We start from the raw sequence: 24,634 nt of genomic DNA, 5'->3' as shown, positions 1-24,634 counted from the left end.
CTTTCTCCCCTCAGTTATTCTTCCCATCCGGATGCTTCGCGGTAAATATCCATCAGTTCTGTACCGAATGCCTCTTCTTCCCACTTGTTATATATCGGCAGCAGTGCCTCTCTGAATGCTTCTTTATTTACGTCGTCGTTCACCTGCATGCCGTTCTCTTCCAGCGTTTCTATGTAAGATTCCTCCATTACATCATTTTCTTCCTTAACTCTTTCAGATGCGCTTTGTACTTCCGACAGGATAATCTCCTGATCAGAAGGCGAAATATCATCCCAAGTTTCTGTTTCCACCATCAGCATCACCGTATTATAGAAATGCCCGGTCAGCGATAAGTAGTCCTGCACTTCATAGAACCTCGGCGCAACAATATTCGCCAGCGGATTTTCCTGGGCACCGAGTGCACCTTGTTGAAGCGCTCCGTACACTTCACTGAAGGCCATTACAGTCGGTATCGCATTTAACTGCTCGAATGTATCCACCCTGAGCGGTGTTTCAGCAACTCTGATACTTAAATTCTCGACATCTTCCGGCTCTGAAATCGGTCCCCTGTTATTCGTAATATGTCTGAATCCCCATTCAAAATATCCAATCTGCGTCATTCCTTCTTCGGAAATAATATCTGCCAGATAATCACCGAACTCACCCTCATAAGCACTGCGTGCCGTTTCAATATCCGGCCACATATACGGAAGGTCTTCTACTGCCATCCTCATATCCAGCGTCTGCATCGAACCAATCATAATGGCCGACGATTCAAGTGCCCCCATCTGCATCTGCTGAAGCATCTCCGTTTCCGAACCGAGCTGACTGTTCTCATAAATATCAAATGATATTCTCCCATCAGTCTTCTCTTCAACAGCGGCAGCCATGTTAACGACTTCATCAGAAGCAGCTGTTCCCGGAGACAATGCATGTCCGAGCTTCAACACTGTCTGTTCCTCATTTTCCTGACCGCATGCTGTCATCATTAAAACTAAGGACATCAGCATGATTAACCTCAGAATATCTTTCATTTCTTTTCCTCCTTGTCATTCCCTCTCTCAGTGTTGTATACTGTATACAATAAAATTACACTAGTTTTTATTTTCTGTCAATTTAAAATAAAAAGAATCGATATGCTTTATATTGAATATTAATTCTTTAAATTGACGATTTAAGGTAAGATTATAACATAAATATGCATTGGAAGGTGCTACTAATGAAAATTAATCCAAACGCAGTAGAGATTCAAATCCCCGGTATCAGAGTATACTCCAACAAAGTAAATGAGTTTGAAGATGGTATTAATATGACTATCGGGCAGCCCGATTTTCCGACACCGGAAAGTGTTAAAAAGGCAGGCATTAAAGCCATTGAAGATAATTTGACAGGCTACTCACACAATGCAGGCCTGCTTCCGTTAAGAGAGTGTGTTACGAATTTCTTTAATGAAACTTACGGCGGCACATTTGATACAGATGATGCTGTGATTACAAACGGTGCGTCGGAAGCACTGGATTCTGTTCTCCGTACAGTGATGACACCAGGTGATGAAGTGATTATCCTCTCCCCCGCCTATCCGGGTTATGAGGCACTCATTACCTTAAACGGCGGCACAACAACTTATCTCGACACTTCGCATAACGGATTCAAACCGGATATTAAAGCACTGGATGCGGCCGTTAATGAGCGGACTAAAGCGGTTATTTTAAATTATCCGTCTAATCCGACAGGCGTTTCCTTAAGCAGACAGGATATTGAAGCGGTGATTGATTTATTGAAAGAAAAAGATATCTTTATCATCAGTGACGAAATCTACAGCGAAAATACTTTCTCAGGCAGCCATGTCTCTTTTGCTTCTTTTGATGAAGTCAGAGAGCAGACTTTCATCATCCACGGCTTATCAAAATCCCATTCGATGACCGGCTGGCGGATAGGATACGTGCTCGGGCCGACAGAAATTATGAAGCATGTACTTAAAGTTCACCTAAACAACTCCATCTGTGCATCTGTCCCGAGCCAGTATGCAGCGATAGAAGCATTAACAAACGGACGCCACTATCCTGAAATCATGAACCGGAAATATATCGAACGCCGTGATTATTTATATGACTCACTAACTGCTCTCGGCTTTACAGTGTCAGAGCCCACCGGCGCATTCTATATTTTCCCTGACATCTCTTCAAGCGGTCTGGATGATGTGACATTTGCCGACAGACTTTTAGAGGAAGAACATGTTGCGGTGGTACCGGGGTCGACATTTTCGAAAGACAATCACAAATGCGTCAGAATCTCCTACGCCAACTCCCTCGATAATCTTAAAGAAGGAATGCAGCGTATGAAATCATTTATGGACAGACTGTAAAGGAGGGATTTTGTATGAAAAAAATTGCTAAAACACATACACTTGCAGATCAGGCATTTTCTATTATCAAAGAATCCATACTAACTGGAGAGCTCGGTCCGGGAGAAGCACTGCCTGAAGAAAAATATTCAAAGCAGCTCGGTATCAGCCGCACCCCTTTCAGGGATACTTTACTGCGGCTCGCTTCAGAAGGACTGATTATCCAGAAAACCGGTTCACCTGCAGTGGTGGCTGACTTCACGAAGATAAAATCTCTTGAGTATATGGAACTCAGACATTTAGTCGAGGTTTATAACATAGAAAAAATAGTTCATAAAATAGATGATGAGACATTAAAGACTCTTGAGGAGAACCTGTCCAGGCAGTATCATGCCATTTCACGTAATGACTACTCCGACTTCATGACACTGGATAAAGAGTTTCATCTCACTTTGATTAAATTGAATGATAATGAAGAAATGCGTGCACTCGCAGAGAAAGTAAATACAGGCATCAGCCGAGCTTTCTTGATCCTGTCTAAAACTGTACCCCAAAGCGCGAAAGAGGCATATGAAGAACATACCGCTGTTTTGGATACGCTGAAAAAACACGATCATATACAAGCAAAGAATAAAATGATTGTTCATTTAAGCAACGTGGAAAAAAGATTTCTTAATTACTACAAAGATCACACAAATACCAAGGAGGACGAATAAATGCTCTGGCAGACAGAACAACAACTTGAGGACTTAATATGTAAGCTGGTTTCTTTTGATTCAAGAACCGGCACTGAGGGGGAAATTTCATTTCCGTATTTGTTAAAAGATGAGCTGATGAAGCTCGATTATTTCCGCTCACATTCTGAATATATTGAACTCCACGATGCCGGAAAAAAAAGAAATACGCTTACTGCACTCTACAAGTCTAAGAAGGCTGTCAAAACAATTATCTTTATCAGTCATTTCGATACGGTACATACCGGGGAGTTCGGCGCAGTCGAAGACCTCGCCTTCAAACCCCGGGAACTGACTGAATACTTTAAGAGTATCTCTCATGACTTCAAAGAAAGCATCAGGCATGACATTGAATCGGATGAATACTTGTTCGGCCGGGGAACGATGGATATGAAGATGGGACTTGCCCTGCAGATGCACCTGATTGAGAAAGCAGTCATTGAAGAATGGCCTGTCAATCTTCTGTTGACAGCTGTTCCTGATGAAGAGGTTGATTCAGCGGGCATGAGAACCGCTGCAAAATGTTATGAATCCTTGAGTGAAAAACACAGTTTGAACTATTCACTGATGTTGAACTGTGAGCCGAGTTTCACTCAGAAACCCGATGATGAAAACTATTATATCTACACCGGTTCAATCGGTAAAATGATGCCGTCTGCATTATTTTACGGGGTGGAAACACATGCCGGAGAGCCGCTCCGCGGATTAAATGCTAATTACATGGCGTCATTTTTAAACCGAAAAATGGAGTTCAATAATTCATTTAAAGAAACACATTTCGGTGAAACTACACCACTTCCGATCACCTTAAAAACGTATGATTTAAAAGCCGACTACTCCACCCAGACAACCAACCATGTCGCATCACTGTATAATGTGTTCACGATGAAACAGACTGAGGAAGAGGTATTCAGTACGTTCAACCGCATTACAGAAAATGCCGCTTCAGAGATGAACACGCACTATCAGCATTTATGTGAACGGGAACACGCTTCGCCTGTCGGTGAAGTAAAAACAATGACCTACAAAGAACTGAAAGACTATACGGTAAATAAAATCGGCAGTGCTGCTGTTGAGGCACTGATTAATAAATATTCACAGTATCGACATTTAGATGACCGGACACAATCCTTTGAAGTCGTCAACAGCTTCATTAATCAGTGTAAAGAACTCGTTCCGCTGATTGTGACATTCTTTGCACCGCCTTACTATCCGTCGGTCAATAATTCTGACGATCCTTTGATTCAGGACATTGTTTCATTCACAAAATCAGAACTTAAGAATGATGATATCGACACCAATGTCGTCCACTATTTTAACGGTATATCCGACTTAAGCTATGTCACATATGATGCAGACGACAAAAGTTATTTAACTTATATTGATAACACGCCGATGTGGGGATATACCTATACTGTCCCTTTCAGTGACATGCAGAAACTTCAGGCACCGTTTATTAATATCGGACCTTTTGGTAAAGATGCCCATAAAATCAGTGAACGCCTCCATAAAAAAAGCGCCTTTACAGTTACTCCCCGGCTGCTTGCCCGGATGATTCAAAAATTCTTTACTGCATAAAAATAAGAAGGATGCCGGGCATCCTTCTTATTTTTCTTTATCCACTTTATACTGCTGCACTGCATCATGTGTTTCAGTCAATTTATCAAATACATCACTGCCGAGCTGAACAGCCGTCTGCATAAACAAGACATCCACCAGATAGAGTTGTGATATGCGTGCGGTCATTGTACCGATCCTGATATTATTTTCTTCCAGTGATGTAGACAGGACAATATCCGCCTTATTTCTCGCAATTGAATTCACATTTTGAGTGACGAGAATAGATGTCACCCCGTACTCTTTCGTACGGTTGAGTATATCTATTATTTCTTTTGTCCGCCCCGATGTGGAAAATAAAATTACTGCGCTGTTTTTTTTCAGATTAGCCACTTTAGTCAACGCTACATGATTGTCAAACGGCACATCCACCCTGAAGCCGATACGGCTCAGCTTCAAATACAAATCCTCACACGGGATTCTCGAGCCGCCTATACCGAATAACATCACTTCATCGGCACCGGACAATATCCGGCAGGATTTTTCAATCATTAGTGAATCCACCGTCTTACGCGTATTATAAAGTGCTGTTACAGTATTATTCAGCGCCTTATCCAGAGTGTCCTTAACAGTATCTGCGCTCGACAGTGCTGCAGTGTACTCCGGACGATCTGCCGTTTCTTCTTTTGCGAGCTCCATTTTCAATTGGCTCAGACCTTTTAGACCGAGTTTCTTTGAAAAGTTAGTAATACTCGCCTGGCTGACTCCGATAGCTTCCGCATTTTTCGCAATGCTTGATGTGCGGAATTTTTCTTTACTGCCGAGTATATAATCTGCAATCAGCCTTTCCTTATTTTTCATATCCGGATACTGCTGTTTGATGTGTTTCATTACTGAATACATAGACCTACTCCCATTCGAATTGAATTGTATACTGTTCCGGAATATACTCAAGCAGGTTCTCTTCCGCTGTCTCGCCGATTTTATAAAACGGATAATTCCCCGCAAATGCGTCCCTCCGGGCAATTTGAATTTCTCCGGCATATCGCGGTGTTTCAGGACCGTCTATTAAAATATCCCCTTTTGAAATAAGTTTCACCCTGTCGGAATCTTTTAAAGTAAATTTCCGGAGCTGTCCTCTTGTTCCTGAAAAGCGGTGAAGATATGCAGACTGATCCCGCCTCGCTGAAACCTTAAAATCATTTACCTTCTCAAAAATATCAGGGTATTCCGTAGATATTTTCATTTTCAGCACGCCGTCTTTTAAAGCCGCGAGCTCAGTCACTTCACATTCTGTCAGATACTCATCTCCGAGGAATACCTTATCAATATTTAACGATTTCAAACTTAAATAATTTTTTATTGTTCCGTCATAACGATGCGCCTCAATCGTCGGAAGACCGGCATGAACCGGCCCCCGTCTCGACATAGAACCGGGGATAAACCCATACACTTCCATCCCTTTTTCCTGGAGTTTCTCCGTCAATTCTTTCACTGCCGCTTCAGTCATGCCGGTTAAAGGTTTTGGATAATAATTAAACATTGCACTGATTTTATGTTTGCTGTTGATTTTTTCAAGCAGTGTATCACTCACAGTACTTGCATTCAAAATAACCGCATGCCGTTCAGACAGACTGAGAATTTCCGCTTCAGAATTTCCGTCATCCAGCCTGCAGATGATCTGCGGATATTTCTGATACAGCATTTCAACCGTCATATCAAGCGCCCGGAGTGTTTCTTTTGATATATCTGTAATGACTTGATACCCCGAGTCAAAAAGTGACGTCATCCACTTAAAAGAATCGTGATTCAGCTGCATCGATGTAAATACATATTCCGTTCCTGTCATACCGTATTCTTTCTTTAAGTCATCAATCGTTTCTGTTGTTCCCGGATAAAAACTTCTTTCAATCAATGTCATCACCTACTTGTCCAGGTTTTCTACCATTTCTTCTTTAAAGCCGAAGAAATACGTCAATACAAAGCCGCCGAGGTAGCCGAGCAATAGCCCGATAATATAATGAATATACTGTCCGTCTGCGATTAACGGTGTCAGTGAAATCCCCGAGACGCCGATGTTTATGGCTCCTGTTGTCATCAATGCCTGATATGCCCCGCCGAGTGAAGCGCCGAGACAGGCTGTAATAAACGGCCGTCCGAGCGGCAGTGTCACCCCGTACAACAGCGGTTCGCCGATACCGAGAAAACCGACAGGAAGTGCACCTGCAATAATTTTTTTCAGACGCTTTGACTTTGTTTTCACCCATATTGCCATCGCGGCACCGACCTGTCCGGCACCCGCCATCGCAAGAATCGTTAAAATTGGTGTGTATCCTATATTTTGAATATAATCCAGATGAATCGGTGTCAGACCGTGATGCAGGCCGACCATAACAAGCGGCAGGAATGTAGAAGCCAGCACAGCACCTGCAAACGGACCTCCGACACCGAGCACCCAGTCAATGCCTGCAGTAATTCCCGATGACATCACTGCACCGAGCGGCTGAATACCAATGACAGTAATCAGTCCGACTACAAGCAGCGTTAAAGTCGAAGTCACAATTAGATCCACAGCATTCGGCACCACTTTTCGAACCTGTTTTTCAACAACAGCCATCAACGCAGCTGAAATCAATACCGCAAATAAACCACCCCGTCCTGAGACAAGATTCTCACCGAACAGCGTCATACTATCCAGTGCCGGGTTGAATATCAAGGCACCACTGATGGCACCGAGTGCCGGCGTACCGCCGAATTCCTTCGCTGTATTGAAACCGACAAGAACTCCGATAATCGTAAAGAATGCACCGCCGATAAACTGCAGCAGCTGCACCCATGTTAATTCCGGATCAACGCCTGAGTTTACCGAAAAATTGACCACTCCGTTGATAAGACCTGATGCCACAAGCGCCGGAATCAAAGGGATAAATATATTCCCTATTTTTCTCAAGAAATATTTTACACCGCGCTTTTTCCCGGAACTGTCTTCCGACTGTTCAATTTCACCCAGTGACTCCTCCATTGCACGGCGTGTTTTTTCAGCTTTTCCCGGGCCAAGTATGATCTGAAATTCATCCCCGTCGACAATCCCTGATACATCATCGAGTGCTTTTAAAGCAGCCGTATCCACCTTGCTTCTGTCTTTTACAGACACTCTGACCCGCGTCATACAGTTGTATAAATGAGTAATATTCTCCTTGCCGCCGAGAAGGTCAATCAGTGTAGTTGGCAGATTCTTCATCCTATTTCCCCCTGTTATTTAATTATTTTTCTGATATTCGGTTCTTTTGCAATCAGTTTCTCCGCTTCATCTGCTCCAACGTTTAAAATCAGCGATACTACTGCAGTTTTGACATGCCTGCCTGAATCACGATAGGCACGTTTTGATGTCTCCCGGTCCTCTCCTGTGATATCACTGATCATATTCACCGCGCGGTTTTCCAGTTTTTCATTTGTAGCACTGACATCAATCATAAAGTTTCCGTACACCTTGCCCCTTTTAATGTTGACAATGGTAGAAATCATGTTCAGTACCAGCTTCTGCGTGGTGCCTGCCTTCAAACGGGTTGAACCCGATATAATCTCCGCACCCGAATCCACCTCAACTGCAAAATCAGCAATTTTGGAAATCTCGCTCCCTGTATTATTGGACACAGATGCTGTCAGTGCCCCTTTTTCTTTCGCCGACTCAAGCACCCCTTTCACGTACGGCGTTCTGCCGCTCGCTGCAATACCAATCACACAGTCACCTGATGATACTCCAAGCGATTCTATATCCGCTGCGCCGAGCTCTATCGAATCCTCTGCACCTTCAATCGCAAAGCGCAGTGCTTTCTCCCCGCCTGCAATCAGGCCGATGAATGCTTCTGGATCTGTATGAAACGTCGGCGGACACTCAGAAGCATCAAGAACTCCGAGCCTCCCGCTCGTCCCGGCACCCGCATATATTATTCTGCCTGAGTCTCTATTGAGAATTTCTTCGATTAACGCCTCAATATTGGGTGACGCATTCTCAACAGCCCGGAGCCCTTTCTCTGTTTCTTCATTCATCAATTCAATAATTTCCCTGACGGACATTAAATCCAACTGCTCTGAATTACTGTTACGGCTTTCTGTACCCAACAATACCACTCCTGTCTTTTTACACCATTATATATGAAAACGCTTTTAAAATAAATAAAATTTAATTATATTTTTAAAATACAGTTAATAAAATTCATAAAAAGAATAAAAAAATCAGCCGGAAAACCGGCTGACACATATTTTCTATTTTCTTCTGATAAACATATATAAGAATGAACCGACCGCAAGAATGATCAGGAGTCCTGCTGCGATAAACCATATCGTATTATCGCCTGTGTTGGCCGCAGTGCTGCTTTCTGTATCTGTGTCACCGCTCACACTATCAGACTCGCTGTCATCACCGGCACTCTCGTTGTCTTCACTGTTCTCTCCGTCAGAAGCAGATTCATCTTCAGATGCTGTACCTTCTTCTGAAGACTCACTTTCAGACCCGGTATCACTTCCGCCTGACTGGCTGTTCTCTGTACCTTCCGTGTCTTCTGCCTCTTCGGTCTCTTCAGTGTCCTCTGCATCCTCAGTTTCCTGTGATTCTGCCTGCTCTGCTTCGTCCCTCGCAGTTTCCGCGTTCTCAATCGCAGACATCAGTGCTTCATTCATGTCATTAACTTCTGCCTGTGTTAAATCTGAAGATGACTGATCAAGCAGGGCTTCAGCCTCTTCAATCAATGTTTTTAAGTCTGTGTCTTCAAATGTTTCATCGAGCGTTTTCGCTTCTTCGAGAGTACTCTGAAGCGCCTCTCTGTCTATCTGATCCGGATCCTCTTCAGCACTTGTAGTTGCATACCTGAAGTAGCTTGTAAGAATTGAGTTTCCGGAAGCGTCCACAGGCTCCACATAAAACTCATACGTTGTTGAAACATCCAGGTCCTCTGCCGTATATGATTCTGTGCCGCTGTCGACTTCCGCTGTTTTTTCGCCGTCCTGATAAATATTATAAGATGCCGCACCATCCACATCATCCCATGTCACAGTCATAGTGTTTCCTGTCACTTCACTGAAGCTGATCAGCCGGTTGTGAAGTGTTGAAATGAAGCGGTATGTTTCAGGTGCTCTCGATTGAAGCTCATCCCGTTTTGCACCGCCCAGGTTATACATGCCAAACACTTCAGCAAAATATTCCGACGGCACATCAAAATATTCCGGAACCTCGTGATCACTGAATAATGTATTTTTCTCTCTGCTCATTATATCTCTGAACTCTGCCGATTCACTGATGGTGAATCCTGCAACATATGAATCCACAGCATGCCCGAATTCATGAAGTTCGAGATTTGATGTAGAATGCCCGTTACCGGGGTTGCTGTATCCGATTCTTGCCGCTGTAATAAAACCGCCCGCGCCAGGAACTGCATCCCAGGTATTTCCGTTACTCTCCCAGCCGCGCGGCACAATTCCGGATAAATGCGCAAATTCCGGCAGATCCGTCAAAGGCTCATCCATCAATATAATCTTCGCACCAGACCGGTTTGCCTCATACAGAATCCGGTCATCAATATTTGACAGCCTGTCAATCATTGCTGCCGCTTCACTTTGCTGCTCAGCACCCGAAGCCCTCACTTCAACCATATTATTTAAATCATCATTAGCCTCTGCTGTCTGCGTAACAGCGGCAATCATTAAAATAACAAGTATCATACTTCGTTTCAGGGCATTTTTCATATCACAGTCCCCATTTCTTAGAATAATTGAATTTAGTAAGTCAGTATACGCAATAAATGTGTGATATTCAAAGAAACAGCTGTAAAATTATTTTTCAAAAGTATACGTTGTCTGCATATCCCACTCATGAATCTCCACATCACGCGCACCGTTCACTACATATGGATCTTCCTTAACAATACCCTGAACTTCTTCCAGTGAATCAGCCTGATAAATCACAAGACCGCCGGCACCATCTGTAAACCTGCCGTTCATCAGTACTCTGCCGGCCTGGGCCTGTGCTTTCAAAAACTCTAAATGTTCCGCTCTGTATTCCGCGCTTTTCTGTTCATCTTTCATTGGTGATAGTGCTGCAAAATATTTCATCCATACGTCCTCCTGCAATCTTTTATGTTAATTTCATTATACCGTATTTGATTAAATATTTGTTTCAATTCCCTGTCGTGTATCACAGGCATATATTGATAATGATTATCAATTGCACTATAATGAACTGAGACTATTAAAAAAGCGAAAGTGTGGATCATAATGAAATTGTCTGATGTATTAATTATCGGAGGCGGACCTGCAGGATTATATGCGAGCTTCTACTCAGGACTCCGCGGACTCAAAGTACAGATTATAGAACACCACAGTGAACTCGGCGGCAAATTAAACTTATATCCTGAAAAAATAGTGTGGGACATCGGAGCAGTACCCCCGGCGCCTGCAAACAGTATAAAAATGCAGATGATTGAACAAGCTAAAGTATTCCAGCCGGATATCAGTGTGAGCACCACCTGTGAAGACATTAAAAAGCACGAAAATTATTTTGAAACCATCACAAATAATGGTTCTTTTTATTCGAAATCCATTATTATCGCAACAGGACGCGGTATATGGGAGCCCGTAAAACTGGACGTCCAGGGAAGTGAGAAATTCGAATTAACCAATCTGCACTATACGATTAAACAGATGAAGCGTTTTAAAAATAAGAAAGTCATTATCTCCGGTTCCGGCAACTCAGCAATTGACTGGGCGGATGCATTGTCCGATATCGCAGCTGAAGTTACCCTGATACACCGAAGCGGCGAGCTGAAGGCACATGAAGGCAGTATTGAAAAATTAAAAACTAAAGCTGTCACCATCAAAGAATCCACCACAATCGAAGCGCTCCATGCCGAAAAGGATCCTGCCCATGTAGATCACGTGAGTCTTTCCGACGGGTCGATTATAGAAATCGATGAGGTTCTGATTAACCATGGATATGATTCAAACATACATTTTCTCGAAACAATCGAAAATGACCTTGATTTCGGGGAATATCAGGTAATCCGGACAAAGAATTTTGTCGATACCAACATCCCGGGCATTTTCGCATGCGGCGATCAGGTTGATTATAATCATAGAATTCATTTAATCGCGGGCTGTTTTACAGAAGCAGGTATCGCAGCCAATCATGTAAAAGTATTTCTTGATGAGGAAGCAAGTATTGAAGGCATGGTTTCTTCACACAATAAAGTGTTTGAACAAAAAAATAAATCTGTAACAAAACGTTATTCCTAAACTGCCCGGCCCCTTCTTTCAATCATACAATTATAGTATTTTGATAATCACCGTTATTTATTGTCAGAAAATTAGGACATCAAGTGCCCGCTCAAAATCTGTGTGATATACTCTAATAATAATAAATTAAGAAGGAGTGGAATTTATGGAGGAAGCAAACAGCTTGATTTCACCGGATCAAACATGGATTTTATGGGCTTTTCTTGTCGGATGGGCAGCAATTTCAATTGTGCTGGAGAATAAATATTCGTGGGCGTCTAAAATATCCGGTGCCATTATTGCTTTGTTAGGTGCCTTACTACTTGCCAATTTTCAAGTGATTCCTCTGGAATCACCAGTTTACGATGCTGTATGGAGTTACATCGTCCCACTGTCTATCCCGCTTCTTTTATTCTCTTCTAATATCGTTAAGATATGGAAAGAGAGCGGACGGCTGCTTATCATCTTTTTAATCAGTTCTATCGGAACGGTCGCAGGAACAGTCGCAGCATTTGCTATTTTTAAGGATTTAATTCCAAATCTTCACCTTATTGGTGCGATGCTCTCTGCTTCTTATACCGGCGGCGGTGTGAATTTCGCAGCCATGGCATCCCGTTTTGAAGTACCGGGTGAGATTGTTTCCTATACAGTGGTTGCAGATAACCTGCTGATGGCGGTCTACATACTGATTTTAATCACAATACCCGCCATAGGAATATTCAGAAAGAATTTCAATACACCCCATATTGATGAAATTGAGCAGAACACTGGTTCCGACACGAATCAGGCTGCATCCTACTGGAAGCGTAAAGATGTTTCTCTTAGTGATATTGCAATGGCTGTCGGTACTTCATTTGCAATTGTTGCCGCTTCGTTTACCCTGTCGGATTTTTTTGCGGAAATCATACCGGATGATGCAAATGTCTTCCTGACTATTCTACGGGGCATTATCGGCGATAATTATTTGATGTTAACCACTCTGACACTGCTCCTTGTAACCATGTTCCCTAAATACTTTGATAACATCAACGGCGCACAGGAAATCGGTACATTTTTAATCTACATTTTCTTTGTGGTCATCGGTGTTCCGGCGTCAGTCGTACTGATTATTCAAAATGCACCTTTGATATTCTTCTTCGCAGCAGTGATTGTGTTAATCAATATGATTATTTCCTTTACCTTCGGAAAACTTTTCAAATTCAGTCTCGAAGAAATTATTTTGACGAGTAATGCAAATATCGGCGGACCGACTACCGCGGCCGCAATGGCAATTTCACGCGGCTGGGTCAAACTTGTCGGCCCGATACTGATTGTCGGTACTCTCGGCTATATTATCGGAAACTATATCGGCGTCGGCCTGCACTCATTATTTTTAAGTATGATGTAGAGGAAAATCAAGTTCAAAAAACGGAAGTGCTGAATTTCAGCACTTCCGTTTTTTTATTTAAAGATACTCATCGCAGCACCTGCCGCCCCTTGAATCCCTTCGCCTTCAGTTACAGTCATATTATCAAGAATATGCATATGCCCCTGAAGCATAAATGGCGTCATCTTTTCCTTAATCATCTCCAGATAGGCCGGTTGATATACCATCACACTACCCCCGAAAACTATTTTATGGGGGTCCATTAAAGCAATCAATGTGTATATATTTTTTGCGAATAATTCTGCCGTCGTTTCTATTATTTTCAATGCTTCCGGGTCACCGTTGTCATATTTTTTGAACACATCCTCTGCTTTTAATGTATCGTCACCATAAATTTCACGGCCGAGTCTGCCGATTCCCGTACCGGATACAATATGCTCGAGTCTTCTGTGTTCACCGTCCCATTCAACAATGACATGGCCGAGTTCCCCGGAAAAACCATGCCCGGAAAGACGGATACCGTCATGAATCACAGCACACGCCATGCCGGTACTGACAGTAATGTATATGACGGTTTCACCTGGATTTCCGACTGTTTTAAATGCATGGTACCCAGCCATTGCGACATCATTATCCACTTTAATTTCAGATACCTTAAACACTTCCGACAATCTTTCCGACACATTAAAATTCTCCCAGGGAATGTTACTCTGATAAACTGCAACGCCTTTATCCGTATCGACAAAGCCAGGAACACCCACACCGATTCCTGCGATTTCCCCGGAAATCTTTCCACTTTTTTCTAACAGCATATTTACAGATGAAGTCACAGATTGAAACAGTGTCTCCTCCGTTTTGATATCTGATGGGATTTCCACAGTTTCATGTACCTTATCTGTATCATCCATCAATGCAGAAAGTACTTTTGTGCCGCCGATATCAACGCCGATTGAATACTTCATTCCATCAACTCTCCCAATAAAAAAACAGGGATTTCTCCCCGTTTTTATGAAAATTTATTCAAAAGTTACATTTTCAAGCCTTACATCACCGATTGCATCAAGTTCAACACCCTGAACTTCAGAAGTATTGACACCAATTGCAAAGTTTGAATGTACAGTATACGCTGCCGGTGCTTCTTCTATAAGAATTTCCTGAGCTCTGCTGTATGCTTCCGCTCTTGCATCCTCATCAGATTCAGTACGTCCCTGATCCAGTAATGCATCAAGTTCTTCATTCGCATAGAATGAACGGTTACCCGTTTCACCAAAACTGTTTGAATGGAATAATGCATATAATCCGTAATCCGGATCAGCTGTCACAGTCGTCCAGCCGAGCATGAACATATCCTGGTCTCCCTGTGCAGTACGCTCAAGGAATGTACCCCACTCATACTGCTCGATTTCAACATTGATATTCAGTTCAGCAAGACTTTCCTGAATGTAAATCGCAGTATCGACAATCATCTGGTCGTCACGTACCCATAACGTTGTACTGAAACCATCCGCAACGTCAGTTTCACTGAGCAGTTCTTTCGCACGGTCTAAATCAAACACCTGTCCTTCAAGTGAATCATCATATCCCCATACATCCGGCGGAATCGGGTGTGTTGCCGCTAAGCCCATGCCCTCATATACACCTTCAACAATAGCATCTCTGTCAATCGCATAAGAAATCGCCTGTCTGACTTTAGGGTCATTGAATGGTTCTTTTTCTACATTAAATCCTAAGTAATCGAGACGCAGTGACTCCTGTTCAAGAAGCTCAGTATTCTCACCGTTTGCGACACGGTCTGCACTTGAAGCATCCACATTCCGTGCAACATCCACCCCGCCTGTTTCAAGTTCTGCAAGACGGGCACCTGTTTCAGGAATAACAACAAATGTTAATTCTTCGAAATTTCTTTCGCCTGCCTGGAAGTCTTCAAATTTAGTTAGTACAGTTTCTTCACCCGGTGTTCTTGAAGTCAGTTCAGCATGGTTTGTGCCGTCTGCTTCAGGACCGATAACTGTCCCGATATGCTCTGAAATCTGGTCTTTTACTTCATCATACTCCGCACCGCCCTCAGCACGTAAATCATAGTACTCATCAGCAGTCATATCTACACCTGCTTCATCCAAAGCAGCCTGATAATCGCGGTCAATTAATTCTTTACTGATAATACCGCCAGTGTTGTGCGCGAGGTGACTCGGCAGCGGTGCAAACGGATATTCAGTATGCAGGTTGACTTCATAGTCTCCCACTACTTCAACCTCTTCAATCATTTCAAATAAAAATGCTACTTCTGAAGCAACCGCTTCGTCATTTACACGTTCAAATGTCGCTTTAACATCTTCCCCTGTAAACTCTTCTCCGCTGTGGAATGTTGTGCCTTCACGCAGTTTAAAGTTCCATACATCTTCTTCAACTGCCTCCCACTCTTCAGCAAGCCCCGGGACCTGTTCCATATTCGCATCAATCGATACCAGTGACTCATAAATATTCATACGTACCTGTGCAGAAGCTGAATCATTACTGCCGTGTGGATCCAGTGATACTACATCTTCCTGCATCGCAATTCTCACATCACCGGTGCCGCCTTCACCGCTGTCTGCTCCCCCTTCAGTATCACTGTCGACATTTGAATCATCAGTACATGCTGCCAAAAACAATACGCCGAACGCCAGCATAAACGTCCTTAAATGAAATTTCTTCATTCTTTTTCCTCCCCTTTTCATATATGAAATATTTTAACATAAAAACTATGTAATTTTCCGATTAATTTAAATAATCCGTCGTTTTTATCTGCAAGCCTTTACATTGCATATTGAAAAATGTAATAATTAAATTGGTTATAACCAATAATAATATAAAGAATCCTTTATTAAAAGGTTTTTATACATATATTTAAATAGAGGTTATAACATATAAATATTTATTCAAATTAATAAAAAAGAAATTTAAAAAGGGGGATAAAGTATGAGTAAAGTAAATTTGTATTTATTTATTTCATTATTAACCGGTATCATGTTTCTTTCGGCATGCGGCAGTAATGAAAACACTTCATCAGAAGATGATGATACAGAGACTGAAAATGCTGCCGACAGTGATGATACATACAGTTATACCGACTTTGAACCGACTGTCTCAAACCAGGGGGAACCGACGGGTGAAGGGACACTCAGAATCGGTTATGTCAGGAATGAAAGTTTTATACCTGTACTAAGCCCGACCCACTCTGCCAGCAGTGATGAATTTGAACTGATGCGTTTCTTCTTTGAACCGCTGCTGACTTATGATGAGGAATATCAGTATACAAATGACGGAGCTATGGAATTTGAAATTGATGAAGATGCCCGGACAGTGACATTCACAATTAAAGAAGGCATCAACTGGCATGACGGCGAACCTTTAACCATCAATGACTATATTGCATCCTATGAAGTCATCGGCTCTCCGGATTATGAAGGGGTGAACGGCATGACCGACGGATTTACCCTGCTTGAAGGATTTGAAGAATACCGTGCAGGTGACAGTGATGAAATTTCAGGTATCGAAGTCATTGATGATTACACTGCAGTGTTTACTTACGAAGAAATTGCACCGTCATTTACTGCAGGCGGTCTTTGGCAGTATGCCTTCCCTGAACACCATTATGAAGACGTTCCTGTAGAAGAAATCCCAGAAGCATCCCAGTCTTTAGAAGATGTGATCGGCTTTGGTCCGTATAAGCTCGATGAAATCATCCCGGGCGAACACGTTATCTTCAGTAAAAATGAAGACTACTGGCGCGGTGAACCACAGCTTGACGGCATTGACCTTCGATTCATCGATACATCTACTATCGGACATGCGGTTGAATCAGGCGAAGTCGATGTTGCGCTCGGATTCCCTTCCGATCAGTATCCTGACTTAGCGGATATTGAAAATGTGGAATGGATCGGCTCTATCGATTCCGGATATTCCTATATCGGCTTTAAAATGGGCGAGTGGGATACAGAAGAAAACAGAGTCATTTATGAACCCGAAAACTACAAGATGGGTGACGTTAACCTGAGGCGTGCCATGTGGCATGCATTAAATCTTGATGCTGTCGGTGAACGCTTCTATAACGGCCTCAGATGGCAGGCCACTTCTCCAATCACACCGGCAAGAGAAGGCTGGCATCATGAGGATCTCGATGTACCGGAGTACGATCCTGATGAAGCGAACCGAATTTTAGATGAGGCCGGCTATGAAGATGTTGACGGTGACGGCTTCCGCGAAACACCTGATGGTGAACCGCTTGAAATTAACTATGCAGCGATGTCCGGCGGCGACACAGCAGAACCGCTCAATAATTATTATATTCAGGAGTGGAGAAACATCGGCTTAAATGTGCAGCTTCTTCACGGAAGACTCCATGAACCGACATCTTTCTATTCGATGGTACAGTATGATGAACCTGAAGTGGATATATTCAGTGCAGGATTCGGTGTTGGTCAAAATGTAGATCCATCCGATACTTACGGTGTGGATGCTTACCATAATTTCTCACGTTATGAGTCCGAAGAAAACACCCGTCTTTTGGAAGAAGGCAACTCAGCAGCATCTCTTGACACACAGCACAGAATTGACACCTATAAAGAGTGGCAGGAGCTGATGGTTGAAGATATTCCGATTGTACCTTTAATGTACAGCACTGTTTTAAAACCAGTCAGCACAAACGTGATGAACTGGTCAGACAATGAATTTTATGAAGAAGATTTTGAAATCTACCGCGTAGGGTTCGAAGAAACGCCGGAACCTGAAGAGTAATAAAAAACAGGCCCGGATGCTTTTAATTAAAGCATCCGGGCCTGTAACTGTTTATATCAATGCTGCATCAATAATTTCCTTAAAACTTCTGACAAGCGCATCTTCTTCATAATTACCATCAAAATCAACTCTTCTGCCGTTCACAAATACTGTAGGAACGACTTTAATATCCCGTTCTTTTGTCTCATTTAAAATCTCAACAGAGCGGGCACCTGCTTCATGCTGTTCATGAAGGCCGAGTTCCCCTGCTGCTTTTTCAAGCGTGTGATGAAAACTCTGCGTCCAGTCTTCCCGGGTGTTTAAGAGTGTTTTAATGTTCTCATAAGCTGCTTCCGGCTCACCCACATCAAGGTATGCATTTGCGACAGTTCCTTTTAACAAGCCGGAACGTGTCTTGTCGAAATGCTTAATCACATGTCTGACTTTCCCGTCGTCAATATATCTCTGAAATAAATCATCGACTGCATTAATATATGCAGTACAGTATGGGCAGCCTAAATTAATATACGATTCAATCTCCACTTCTGCTTCAGACGAACCCAAAACCAAGTGCTTAACTTCTTCTGTCATATTATCATCTCCCATTTCATTACTAACTTCATTATATCTTAACTTCGGTTCAGTCTCATGCCAACTGCTTATCAATTATTATTTGAACACTACATTGTCAAAACGGATACTGCCGATCGCATCAAGTTCAATTCCTTCAACCTGCGTTGTATCCACACCCGCTGCAAAATTCGTATTAATCACCGGAACTGTCGGTGCTTCGTCAATTAATAACTGCTCTACTTCGCTGTATGCATCAAGACGTTCATTATCATCTGTTGATTCACGTCCGGCATCAAGCAGTGCATCGACTTCAGGATTAGAGTAGAATGAGCGGTTCCCTCCTGCACCCATATAATCTGTATGGAATAATGCATAAAGTGAATTATCTGCATCCCCCGTCACCGTTGTCCAGCCGAGCAGGAACATGTCATGATTTCCGTTACCGAGTGTTTCTAAAAATGCGCCGTATTCAAATTGCTCAATTGAAACATTAATGCCGATTTGCTGCAGACTTTCCTGAATATAGACAGCCATATCAATTCTCTGCTGGTCTTCATTAACCCATAATGTTGTAGAGAACCCGTCAGCAACATCTGTCTCACTTAAAAGTTCACGGGCACGGTCTACATCATATTCCAGACCCGCCACACTTTCATCATATCCCCAGATCACTTCAGGCACTGAGTTTTCAGCAACTTTACCCATATCATCATACACACCGCTGACAATTGCTTCTTTATCAATCGCATGAGCAACAGCCTGACGCACTTTCACATCATCAAACGGTGTTTTTTCAGTATTAAAGCCTAAATATTCAATACGTGTAGACTCTGTCTCAAGCAGTTCAGCACCCTCAGTGCCTTCAATCGTTACCGCTGTGCTCGAATCCACATCCTTCACGACCTGTGCACCACCGGCCTGAAGTTCTGCGATTCTTGAGCCGGATTCAGGAATCACTCTGAATGTCACTGTATCAAATTCTCTGTCCCCGCCTTGGAAGTCTTCAAACTTTGACCCAACCACTTCATCACCGCTCGTACGGGATTCGAGTACAAGATGATTCGTACCGTCGGCATTGTCACCAAGTACCGTACCGGTATATTCTGAAATCTGCTCCGACACCTCTTCATACTCTTCACCGCCGGATTCACGCAGTTCATAATATTCATCCGCAGTTAAATCCACACCCGCTTCATCTAAAGCATACTGGTAATCTTCATCAATGATTTCCTTGCTGATAATCGCACCTGTGTTGTGGGACAGGTGGTTTGGAAGCGGCGCGAATGGATATTCTGTCGTGATGTTCACTTCATTATCCAAAACTTCAATATCCTCAATCATTTCAAACAAAAATGCAGACTGGGAAGCAACCGCAGGATCTGTTACCCTTTCAAGCGTTGCCTTTACATCCTCACCTGTAAATGCAGAACCATTGTGGAATGTTGTACCTTCACGAAGTTTGAAATTCCATACCGTGTCCTCTACCTGCGTCCATTCTTCAGCAAGCCCCGGTACAAGTTCCCCGTCAATATCCTGGGCAACCAGTTTTTCATATATATTTTCCCTCACCTGTGCAGACACTGAATCATTACTGCCGTGGGGATCAAGAGAAACAATATCCGAAGACACTGCAATCACTAAATCATTCCCTGCATCCCCGTCCTCTTCTGTCACTTCATCAACATTGGAATCGCTGGTACACGCTGACAATACGAAGACAACAAGGAGCATTATGTAACTTACAAACCATTTCCTTTTCATCATTCAAACCTCCATTTAATTTATTGCATAATAAAAGCCCCTTCTTAAATTTTAAGAAGAGACCAATCTATAACCCCTCTTATCTTTAAGCAAAACGCTCTGGAATTGGCACAGTACAAACGTCTGCTGCCGAGGCTTCAAAGGGCCAGTCCCTCCACCTCTCTGGATAAGATGCAATATTAAGTTTATGAGTTATATGATAAGACCTGACTCATTGTAAGTCAATGAGAATTTTACACTTTATCGTATTTAAATACTTACGCAACAGCCCTCCATAAAAATGTTATTCCATGAAAAGCATACTTATTCATTTTCAAACCTCAACATGTCCTTCCTCAAAAAAACGATATAAGTTTTGCTCCAATGGATGAGTCATCATTAGATTCATTTTCACTACATTATGTTTTTTCTCGGTTCCATTCATCTTAGTTTGTTCAACTGATTCTTCATCTATTTTTGCATTACCTAAATAATAAAATCCTTTACCCTCATCATCATCTCTTTTTACAAAAATATATATTGGTAGATCATGTTCTTTATGTGCCATTAATATATTCTTTATTTCTGGGGATTCCTTTGTTCGATTACTTCTCGTAAACCATTGGAGTATGTGTGTATCCAAAAATTTATCTTCATAGCTAATCGAGGCCTCTATTTCATCACTTTTATGATATGTAATGAAAATAGGCAGTGTGCCATGCTTTTGCTTATAACCATACATCGTACTTGTTTCATCATTATCCCAATTCAATAGACGACATACATCTTTTCGTCCATATTTTTCATTTAAAGTTAACGGGTACTTTTGGTCATATTCATAAGAATTGATTTCAGCCACCTCTAAAATATCTTGTACTTGTGAGGCATACTTAACACCTTCTAGTGAATCCCGAAATTCGTCTGAGAGTGATATTATATTATTTTCAATATTAATGAGTGGAATACCATATTTCTTCTGATTTTGTTCAGTATAAAAATCAAGTGTCAGCATTCTAAGTATAGAATTTAAAGTTTGGTCGTTCATATGATAACCATCTTCACGCATTCTACGTTGAAAATCACCTTTATTCACAGGTTCTTTCAGTAAATTTTGAATGAGCTTTACTTCTGTTATCCTTTTTCCATCAACAATCTCTTTAGAAAGAAAAGTTAAAATTTTATGTTGTGTAGTCGTTAAAATTTCAGTCGGTTCTTTAATTTTTTCTAGAAATTCTACATAGTGGTTAAATTTATTTAGTATCACTAAAGGATTGATTGCATCAGCATCTTGACTTAAGTCTACTAATGAAGGAATGTGACCAAGCTTATTTTTAACGTAATAATATATCTTTTTCAAGTTAGCTATAGAGTCCACTTTCGCTACTGATATCGCTTTGTATATTTTCTCTTTTGCCACTTTTTCAAAGTTGATTGTTGATACACCACTGATCATATTACGACCAATCATATCTTTCCTCATCTTATCTTTGTTAAAAGATTTATCTCCCGTCAGAGCCACTGGAATCAAATAATTGTTCTTATAATTACCAATAAAATCAATAACCGTCAAAAACTCTTTACCCTCATGCTTACGTAATCCTCGGCCCAGTTGTTGAACGAATATAATACTGGACTCTGTTTGACGTAACATCACCACTTGATTGACTGAAGGAATATCGACACCTTCATTAAATATATCGACTGTTATCAGGTAATCCAATCGATTCCCTTCTAGATCTTTAACCGCATTTTGGCGTTCTTCCTGCGAATGCATTCCTGTTAAAGATTTGGTTTTATATCCAAGTTTATTCAATGAATTTTCTATTACGCTTGCTTCTTTTCTATTTGAAACAAACATAAGTCCTCTCACCTTATCACCTGCATGAGAGTAGTATCCTAGTTTTTCTGAAATGTGTTCTATCCGTTCATCAAGTACCAGTGACTCAAATGGGCTATCGTCACTAATTACCTCACCATTATATTCATAATCAGTCACTCCAAAATAATGAAACGGAGATAATATTTCTGCTTCTAATGCTTTTTGAAGTCTAATTTCATAAGCAATGTTGTAATCAAATAATCCAAATATATCTGCATCATCCGTACGTTCTGGTGTGGCTGTCATACCCAGCAAAAATTCTGGCTCAAAATAATTTAAAATTGAAAAGTAAGAATTTGCCCCACTTCTATGTGCTTCATCAATAATAATATAGTCAAAATGTTTAGCATCAAATGCCTTTAAATGTGCTTCTTTAGATAAAGTCTGAATCGTTGCAAATAAATATTTTGCCTCTCTGTTTTTTCTGGAACCACTATAAATACCGTAATCTTCAATCGGACCACCTAACAACCCACGGTAATCTTCCATTGATTTAGCTAAAATCTGTTCTCTATGTGCAATAAAAAGCACTCTCTGCGGTTTAAACTGTTTCACATCGAATGCAGATAAAAATGTTTTTCCTGTACCAGTTGCAGAGATAATTAAACCCTTGTCTGCCCCTGTTGCCCTTAAGTGTTTCAAAGACTCAAGAGCCTCCACCTGCATCAAATTCGGTTTAACTTCCTTAACATTTGAATCATCATAACGATATGGACTCCTTGCTTCAAGCAATTGAAGTACTTTGTCATCATGATTTAATTCATTATAAATACTTTCATAATTCCTAATCCAATCCTCAGTTAAAACAACTGCCTCGTCCCAAAGCTCATTAAACTGGCCTTTGAAATTTCTAATTACCTCCCCATTATCTAGTGAAGTGAGCTTTAAATTATATTCATAATTTTTCTTTAATGCCGTATCGGTTAAATTTGAGCTACCGATAAACATTGTTGAATATTTACTGTTATCAAAGATATATCCTTTTCCATGAAACCCATTTTTATCAGTGATTTTTACATCTATGTTTGGAATTTTTAATAATTCTTTAAACACTTTTGGCTTATTAAAATTCAAATATGTAGAGGTGATAATCTGTCCCCGTACACCTCGTTTATTAAGTTCATATAAGGATGTTTTAAGTGATGCTAATCCGCCTTCTGTAATAAACGCAACCGAAATCATGAAGGATTCACATGATTCTAACGCGTCTAACATTGGTGATAGAACATTCTCTTCTGGGTTATTAATGATTAACTCAGGCGGATAATGCGAAGTCTTATTCGTATTTCTATCAATAAACCCTCGTTCATATGCATTTAATAAATTATCTCTGACATTCTCCACACTTTTCCTCCTCAACTTAGAACACAAAACTTCTAAACTAGTATTGGTTTGAATTATACCGATTAACTCGCATCACTTCAAAGACTAGTTTCCAGTTAATTGACACTTTTCACTATTAACCCTATGATAAAATTAAAGCGCTTTTAAAGAAAGGACACGTTTATGATTACTCTTACAGATAAAGAAATTGAAGAGAGATACAAGATTCATCACGCGATTAAAGATATTAAATCAATTCTGAACGACTATCGAAATGATCAGATTGTTGAATCTATCCGAACTGTGTTGCCCGCAGGAGATGACAGCTCAATGCTCTATATGCCGTGCATCAGCTTATCTCAAAAAGTGAGTATTATTAAAACCGTCAGTATTTTCCCGAATAATAAAGACCTTCCTACAACTCAGGGCAGTATATTGCTTACGGACTTATCAGATGGTAAACACAAAGTAACAATGGAAGCTTCATATTTAACCCGGCTCCGTACCGGGGCAATGACTGCGATAGCCACTGATAAGCTCGCAAGACAGGATTCAAAAACTCTCGGCGTCATCGGTACCGGAAACATGGCTTTTGAGCAGGTCCTCGGCGTTATTGAAGTCCGTGACATCAAAGAAATTATTTTATTTAACAGAACTGCTGAAAAAGCAGAAAAATTTAAAAAGGACTTAGAAGAATTCGGCATAGAGATAGAAATAACTGTTGCAGCTTCAGTAGATCAGTTAACCACTGGTTCCGATATTATCAATTGTGCCACACAGTCTGTATCACCTGTATTTAACGGGGAACACTTGACAGCAGGCACCCACATTAACGGTGTCGGTTCATTTAAACCGTCTATGAAAGAAATGGATCATACAACAATTAAGAGTGCAGATCAGATTTATGTTGATGATTTGTCGAGTATTAAAGAAGAAGCCGGCGAACTGATTGATGCGGTTGAAAATGATGTCATTCAGTGGAGTGATATTAAAGGACAGCTGTCAGATTTTTATGACGGAGAATTCCTAAGAGAATCAGATAAAGAAATTACACTTTATAAATGTGTCGGCGCAGGCTATTTTGACCTCGCTGTTGCGAACGGTGTATATAAATAATT

General features: G+C 41.4%; 19 protein-coding genes and 1 riboswitch. Of the genes, 7 read left to right on the top strand and 12 right to left on the bottom strand.

Features of this window, described 5'->3' with window-relative positions:
- Positions 1–14 precede the first annotated feature (14 nt).
- Positions 15–1,013, bottom strand: coding sequence for a DctP family TRAP transporter solute-binding subunit (locus tag ACFSX4_RS09030; protein ID WP_377773796.1), 999 nt, complete (start codon positions 1,011–1,013; stop codon positions 15–17).
- Positions 1,014–1,198: 185 nt separating this feature from the next.
- Between ACFSX4_RS09030 and ACFSX4_RS09025 the strand changes: the two genes are divergently transcribed.
- From ACFSX4_RS09025 to ACFSX4_RS09015, 3 genes are read left to right on the top strand one after another with little or no spacing between them, the layout of a single operon-like run.
- On the top strand, positions 1,199–2,344 hold the full coding sequence (locus ACFSX4_RS09025) for an aminotransferase class I/II-fold pyridoxal phosphate-dependent enzyme (RefSeq protein WP_377773794.1): 1,146 nt from the start codon (positions 1,199–1,201) through the stop codon (positions 2,342–2,344).
- Between the two features lie 14 nt (positions 2,345–2,358).
- Positions 2,359–3,039: a GntR family transcriptional regulator gene (locus ACFSX4_RS09020; protein WP_377773792.1), complete on the top strand. Its 681-nt coding sequence runs from the start codon at positions 2,359–2,361 to the stop codon at positions 3,037–3,039.
- On the top strand, positions 3,040–4,635 hold the full coding sequence (locus ACFSX4_RS09015; protein WP_377773790.1) for a M20/M25/M40 family metallo-hydrolase: 1,596 nt from the start codon (positions 3,040–3,042) through the stop codon (positions 4,633–4,635).
- Positions 4,636–4,662: 27 nt separating this feature from the next.
- Here the strand turns inward: ACFSX4_RS09015 and ACFSX4_RS09010 are convergent, their stop codons facing one another.
- The 6 genes from ACFSX4_RS09010 to ACFSX4_RS08985 all read right to left on the bottom strand — a co-directional run bounded on the left by ACFSX4_RS09010 (position 4,663) and on the right by ACFSX4_RS08985 (position 10,722).
- Complete coding sequence (locus ACFSX4_RS09010) at positions 4,663–5,517, bottom strand: MurR/RpiR family transcriptional regulator (RefSeq protein ID WP_377773788.1); 855 nt, start codon at positions 5,515–5,517, stop codon at positions 4,663–4,665.
- Between the two features lie 4 nt (positions 5,518–5,521).
- Entirely contained in the window at positions 5,522–6,535 is a 1,014-nt protein-coding gene (locus ACFSX4_RS09005; RefSeq protein WP_377773786.1) for a MupG family TIM beta-alpha barrel fold protein, read from the bottom strand.
- A gap of 3 nt (positions 6,536–6,538) precedes the next feature.
- The gene (locus ACFSX4_RS09000) at positions 6,539–7,855 is read right to left on the bottom strand and encodes a PTS transporter subunit EIIC (protein WP_377773784.1); all 1,317 of its coding nucleotides are present in this window, start codon (positions 7,853–7,855) and stop codon (positions 6,539–6,541) included.
- A gap of 14 nt (positions 7,856–7,869) precedes the next feature.
- Positions 7,870–8,745: an N-acetylmuramic acid 6-phosphate etherase gene (gene murQ, locus ACFSX4_RS08995; protein ID WP_377773782.1), complete on the bottom strand. Its 876-nt coding sequence runs from the start codon at positions 8,743–8,745 to the stop codon at positions 7,870–7,872.
- 135 nt (positions 8,746–8,880) lie between these two features.
- The gene (locus tag ACFSX4_RS08990) at positions 8,881–10,356 is read right to left on the bottom strand and encodes an anthrax toxin lethal factor-related metalloendopeptidase (protein WP_377773780.1); all 1,476 of its coding nucleotides are present in this window, start codon (positions 10,354–10,356) and stop codon (positions 8,881–8,883) included.
- Positions 10,357–10,443: 87 nt separating this feature from the next.
- Entirely contained in the window at positions 10,444–10,722 is a 279-nt protein-coding gene (locus tag ACFSX4_RS08985) for a YciI family protein (RefSeq protein ID WP_377773778.1), read from the bottom strand.
- Between the two features lie 162 nt (positions 10,723–10,884).
- On the opposite strand from ACFSX4_RS08985, the gene ACFSX4_RS08980 reads away from it, so the two are divergent.
- Together ACFSX4_RS08980 and ACFSX4_RS08975 are read left to right on the top strand one after the other, a co-directional pair.
- Positions 10,885–11,901, top strand: a complete 1,017-nt coding sequence (locus ACFSX4_RS08980; protein ID WP_377773776.1) for an NAD(P)/FAD-dependent oxidoreductase — start codon at positions 10,885–10,887, stop codon at positions 11,899–11,901.
- Between the two features lie 145 nt (positions 11,902–12,046).
- Positions 12,047–13,267: a DUF819 family protein gene (locus ACFSX4_RS08975; RefSeq protein ID WP_377773774.1), complete on the top strand. Its 1,221-nt coding sequence runs from the start codon at positions 12,047–12,049 to the stop codon at positions 13,265–13,267.
- A 53-nt stretch (positions 13,268–13,320) separates the two neighbouring features.
- On the opposite strand, the gene ACFSX4_RS08970 is transcribed toward ACFSX4_RS08975, so the two are convergent.
- Positions 13,321–14,208: an ROK family protein gene (locus ACFSX4_RS08970; RefSeq protein ID WP_377773772.1), complete on the bottom strand. Its 888-nt coding sequence runs from the start codon at positions 14,206–14,208 to the stop codon at positions 13,321–13,323.
- A 54-nt stretch (positions 14,209–14,262) separates the two neighbouring features.
- Complete coding sequence (locus ACFSX4_RS08965; protein WP_377773770.1) at positions 14,263–15,942, bottom strand: glutathione ABC transporter substrate-binding protein; 1,680 nt, start codon at positions 15,940–15,942, stop codon at positions 14,263–14,265.
- Between the two features lie 262 nt (positions 15,943–16,204).
- On the opposite strand from ACFSX4_RS08965, the gene ACFSX4_RS08960 reads away from it, so the two are divergent.
- On the top strand, positions 16,205–18,022 hold the full coding sequence (locus tag ACFSX4_RS08960) for an oligopeptide ABC transporter substrate-binding protein (protein WP_377773768.1): 1,818 nt from the start codon (positions 16,205–16,207) through the stop codon (positions 18,020–18,022).
- Positions 18,023–18,073: 51 nt separating this feature from the next.
- On the opposite strand, the gene ACFSX4_RS08955 is transcribed toward ACFSX4_RS08960, so the two are convergent.
- From ACFSX4_RS08955 to ACFSX4_RS08945, 3 genes are all read right to left on the bottom strand, one after another.
- Positions 18,074–18,592: a thioredoxin domain-containing protein gene (locus tag ACFSX4_RS08955; protein ID WP_377773766.1), complete on the bottom strand. Its 519-nt coding sequence runs from the start codon at positions 18,590–18,592 to the stop codon at positions 18,074–18,076.
- Positions 18,593–18,670: 78 nt separating this feature from the next.
- Complete coding sequence (locus ACFSX4_RS08950; RefSeq protein ID WP_377773764.1) at positions 18,671–20,335, bottom strand: glutathione ABC transporter substrate-binding protein; 1,665 nt, start codon at positions 20,333–20,335, stop codon at positions 18,671–18,673.
- Between the two features lie 76 nt (positions 20,336–20,411).
- Positions 20,412–20,508: riboswitch (SAM riboswitch) on the bottom strand.
- Between the two features lie 140 nt (positions 20,509–20,648).
- On the bottom strand, positions 20,649–23,537 hold the full coding sequence (locus ACFSX4_RS08945; RefSeq protein ID WP_377773762.1) for a DUF3427 domain-containing protein: 2,889 nt from the start codon (positions 23,535–23,537) through the stop codon (positions 20,649–20,651).
- Positions 23,538–23,699: 162 nt separating this feature from the next.
- Here ACFSX4_RS08945 and ACFSX4_RS08940 point away from each other — a divergent pair, with 162 nt between their 5' ends.
- The gene (locus ACFSX4_RS08940; RefSeq protein ID WP_377773760.1) at positions 23,700–24,632 is read left to right on the top strand and encodes an ornithine cyclodeaminase family protein; all 933 of its coding nucleotides are present in this window, start codon (positions 23,700–23,702) and stop codon (positions 24,630–24,632) included.
- Positions 24,633–24,634: the final 2 nt, after the last annotated feature.

The organism is Corticicoccus populi (genome assembly GCF_042686195.1).
In the GTDB taxonomy this organism is placed as follows: Bacteria; Bacillota; Bacilli; order Staphylococcales; family Salinicoccaceae; genus Corticicoccus; species Corticicoccus populi.
This window is presented reverse-complemented; position numbering and strand designations above follow the sequence as displayed.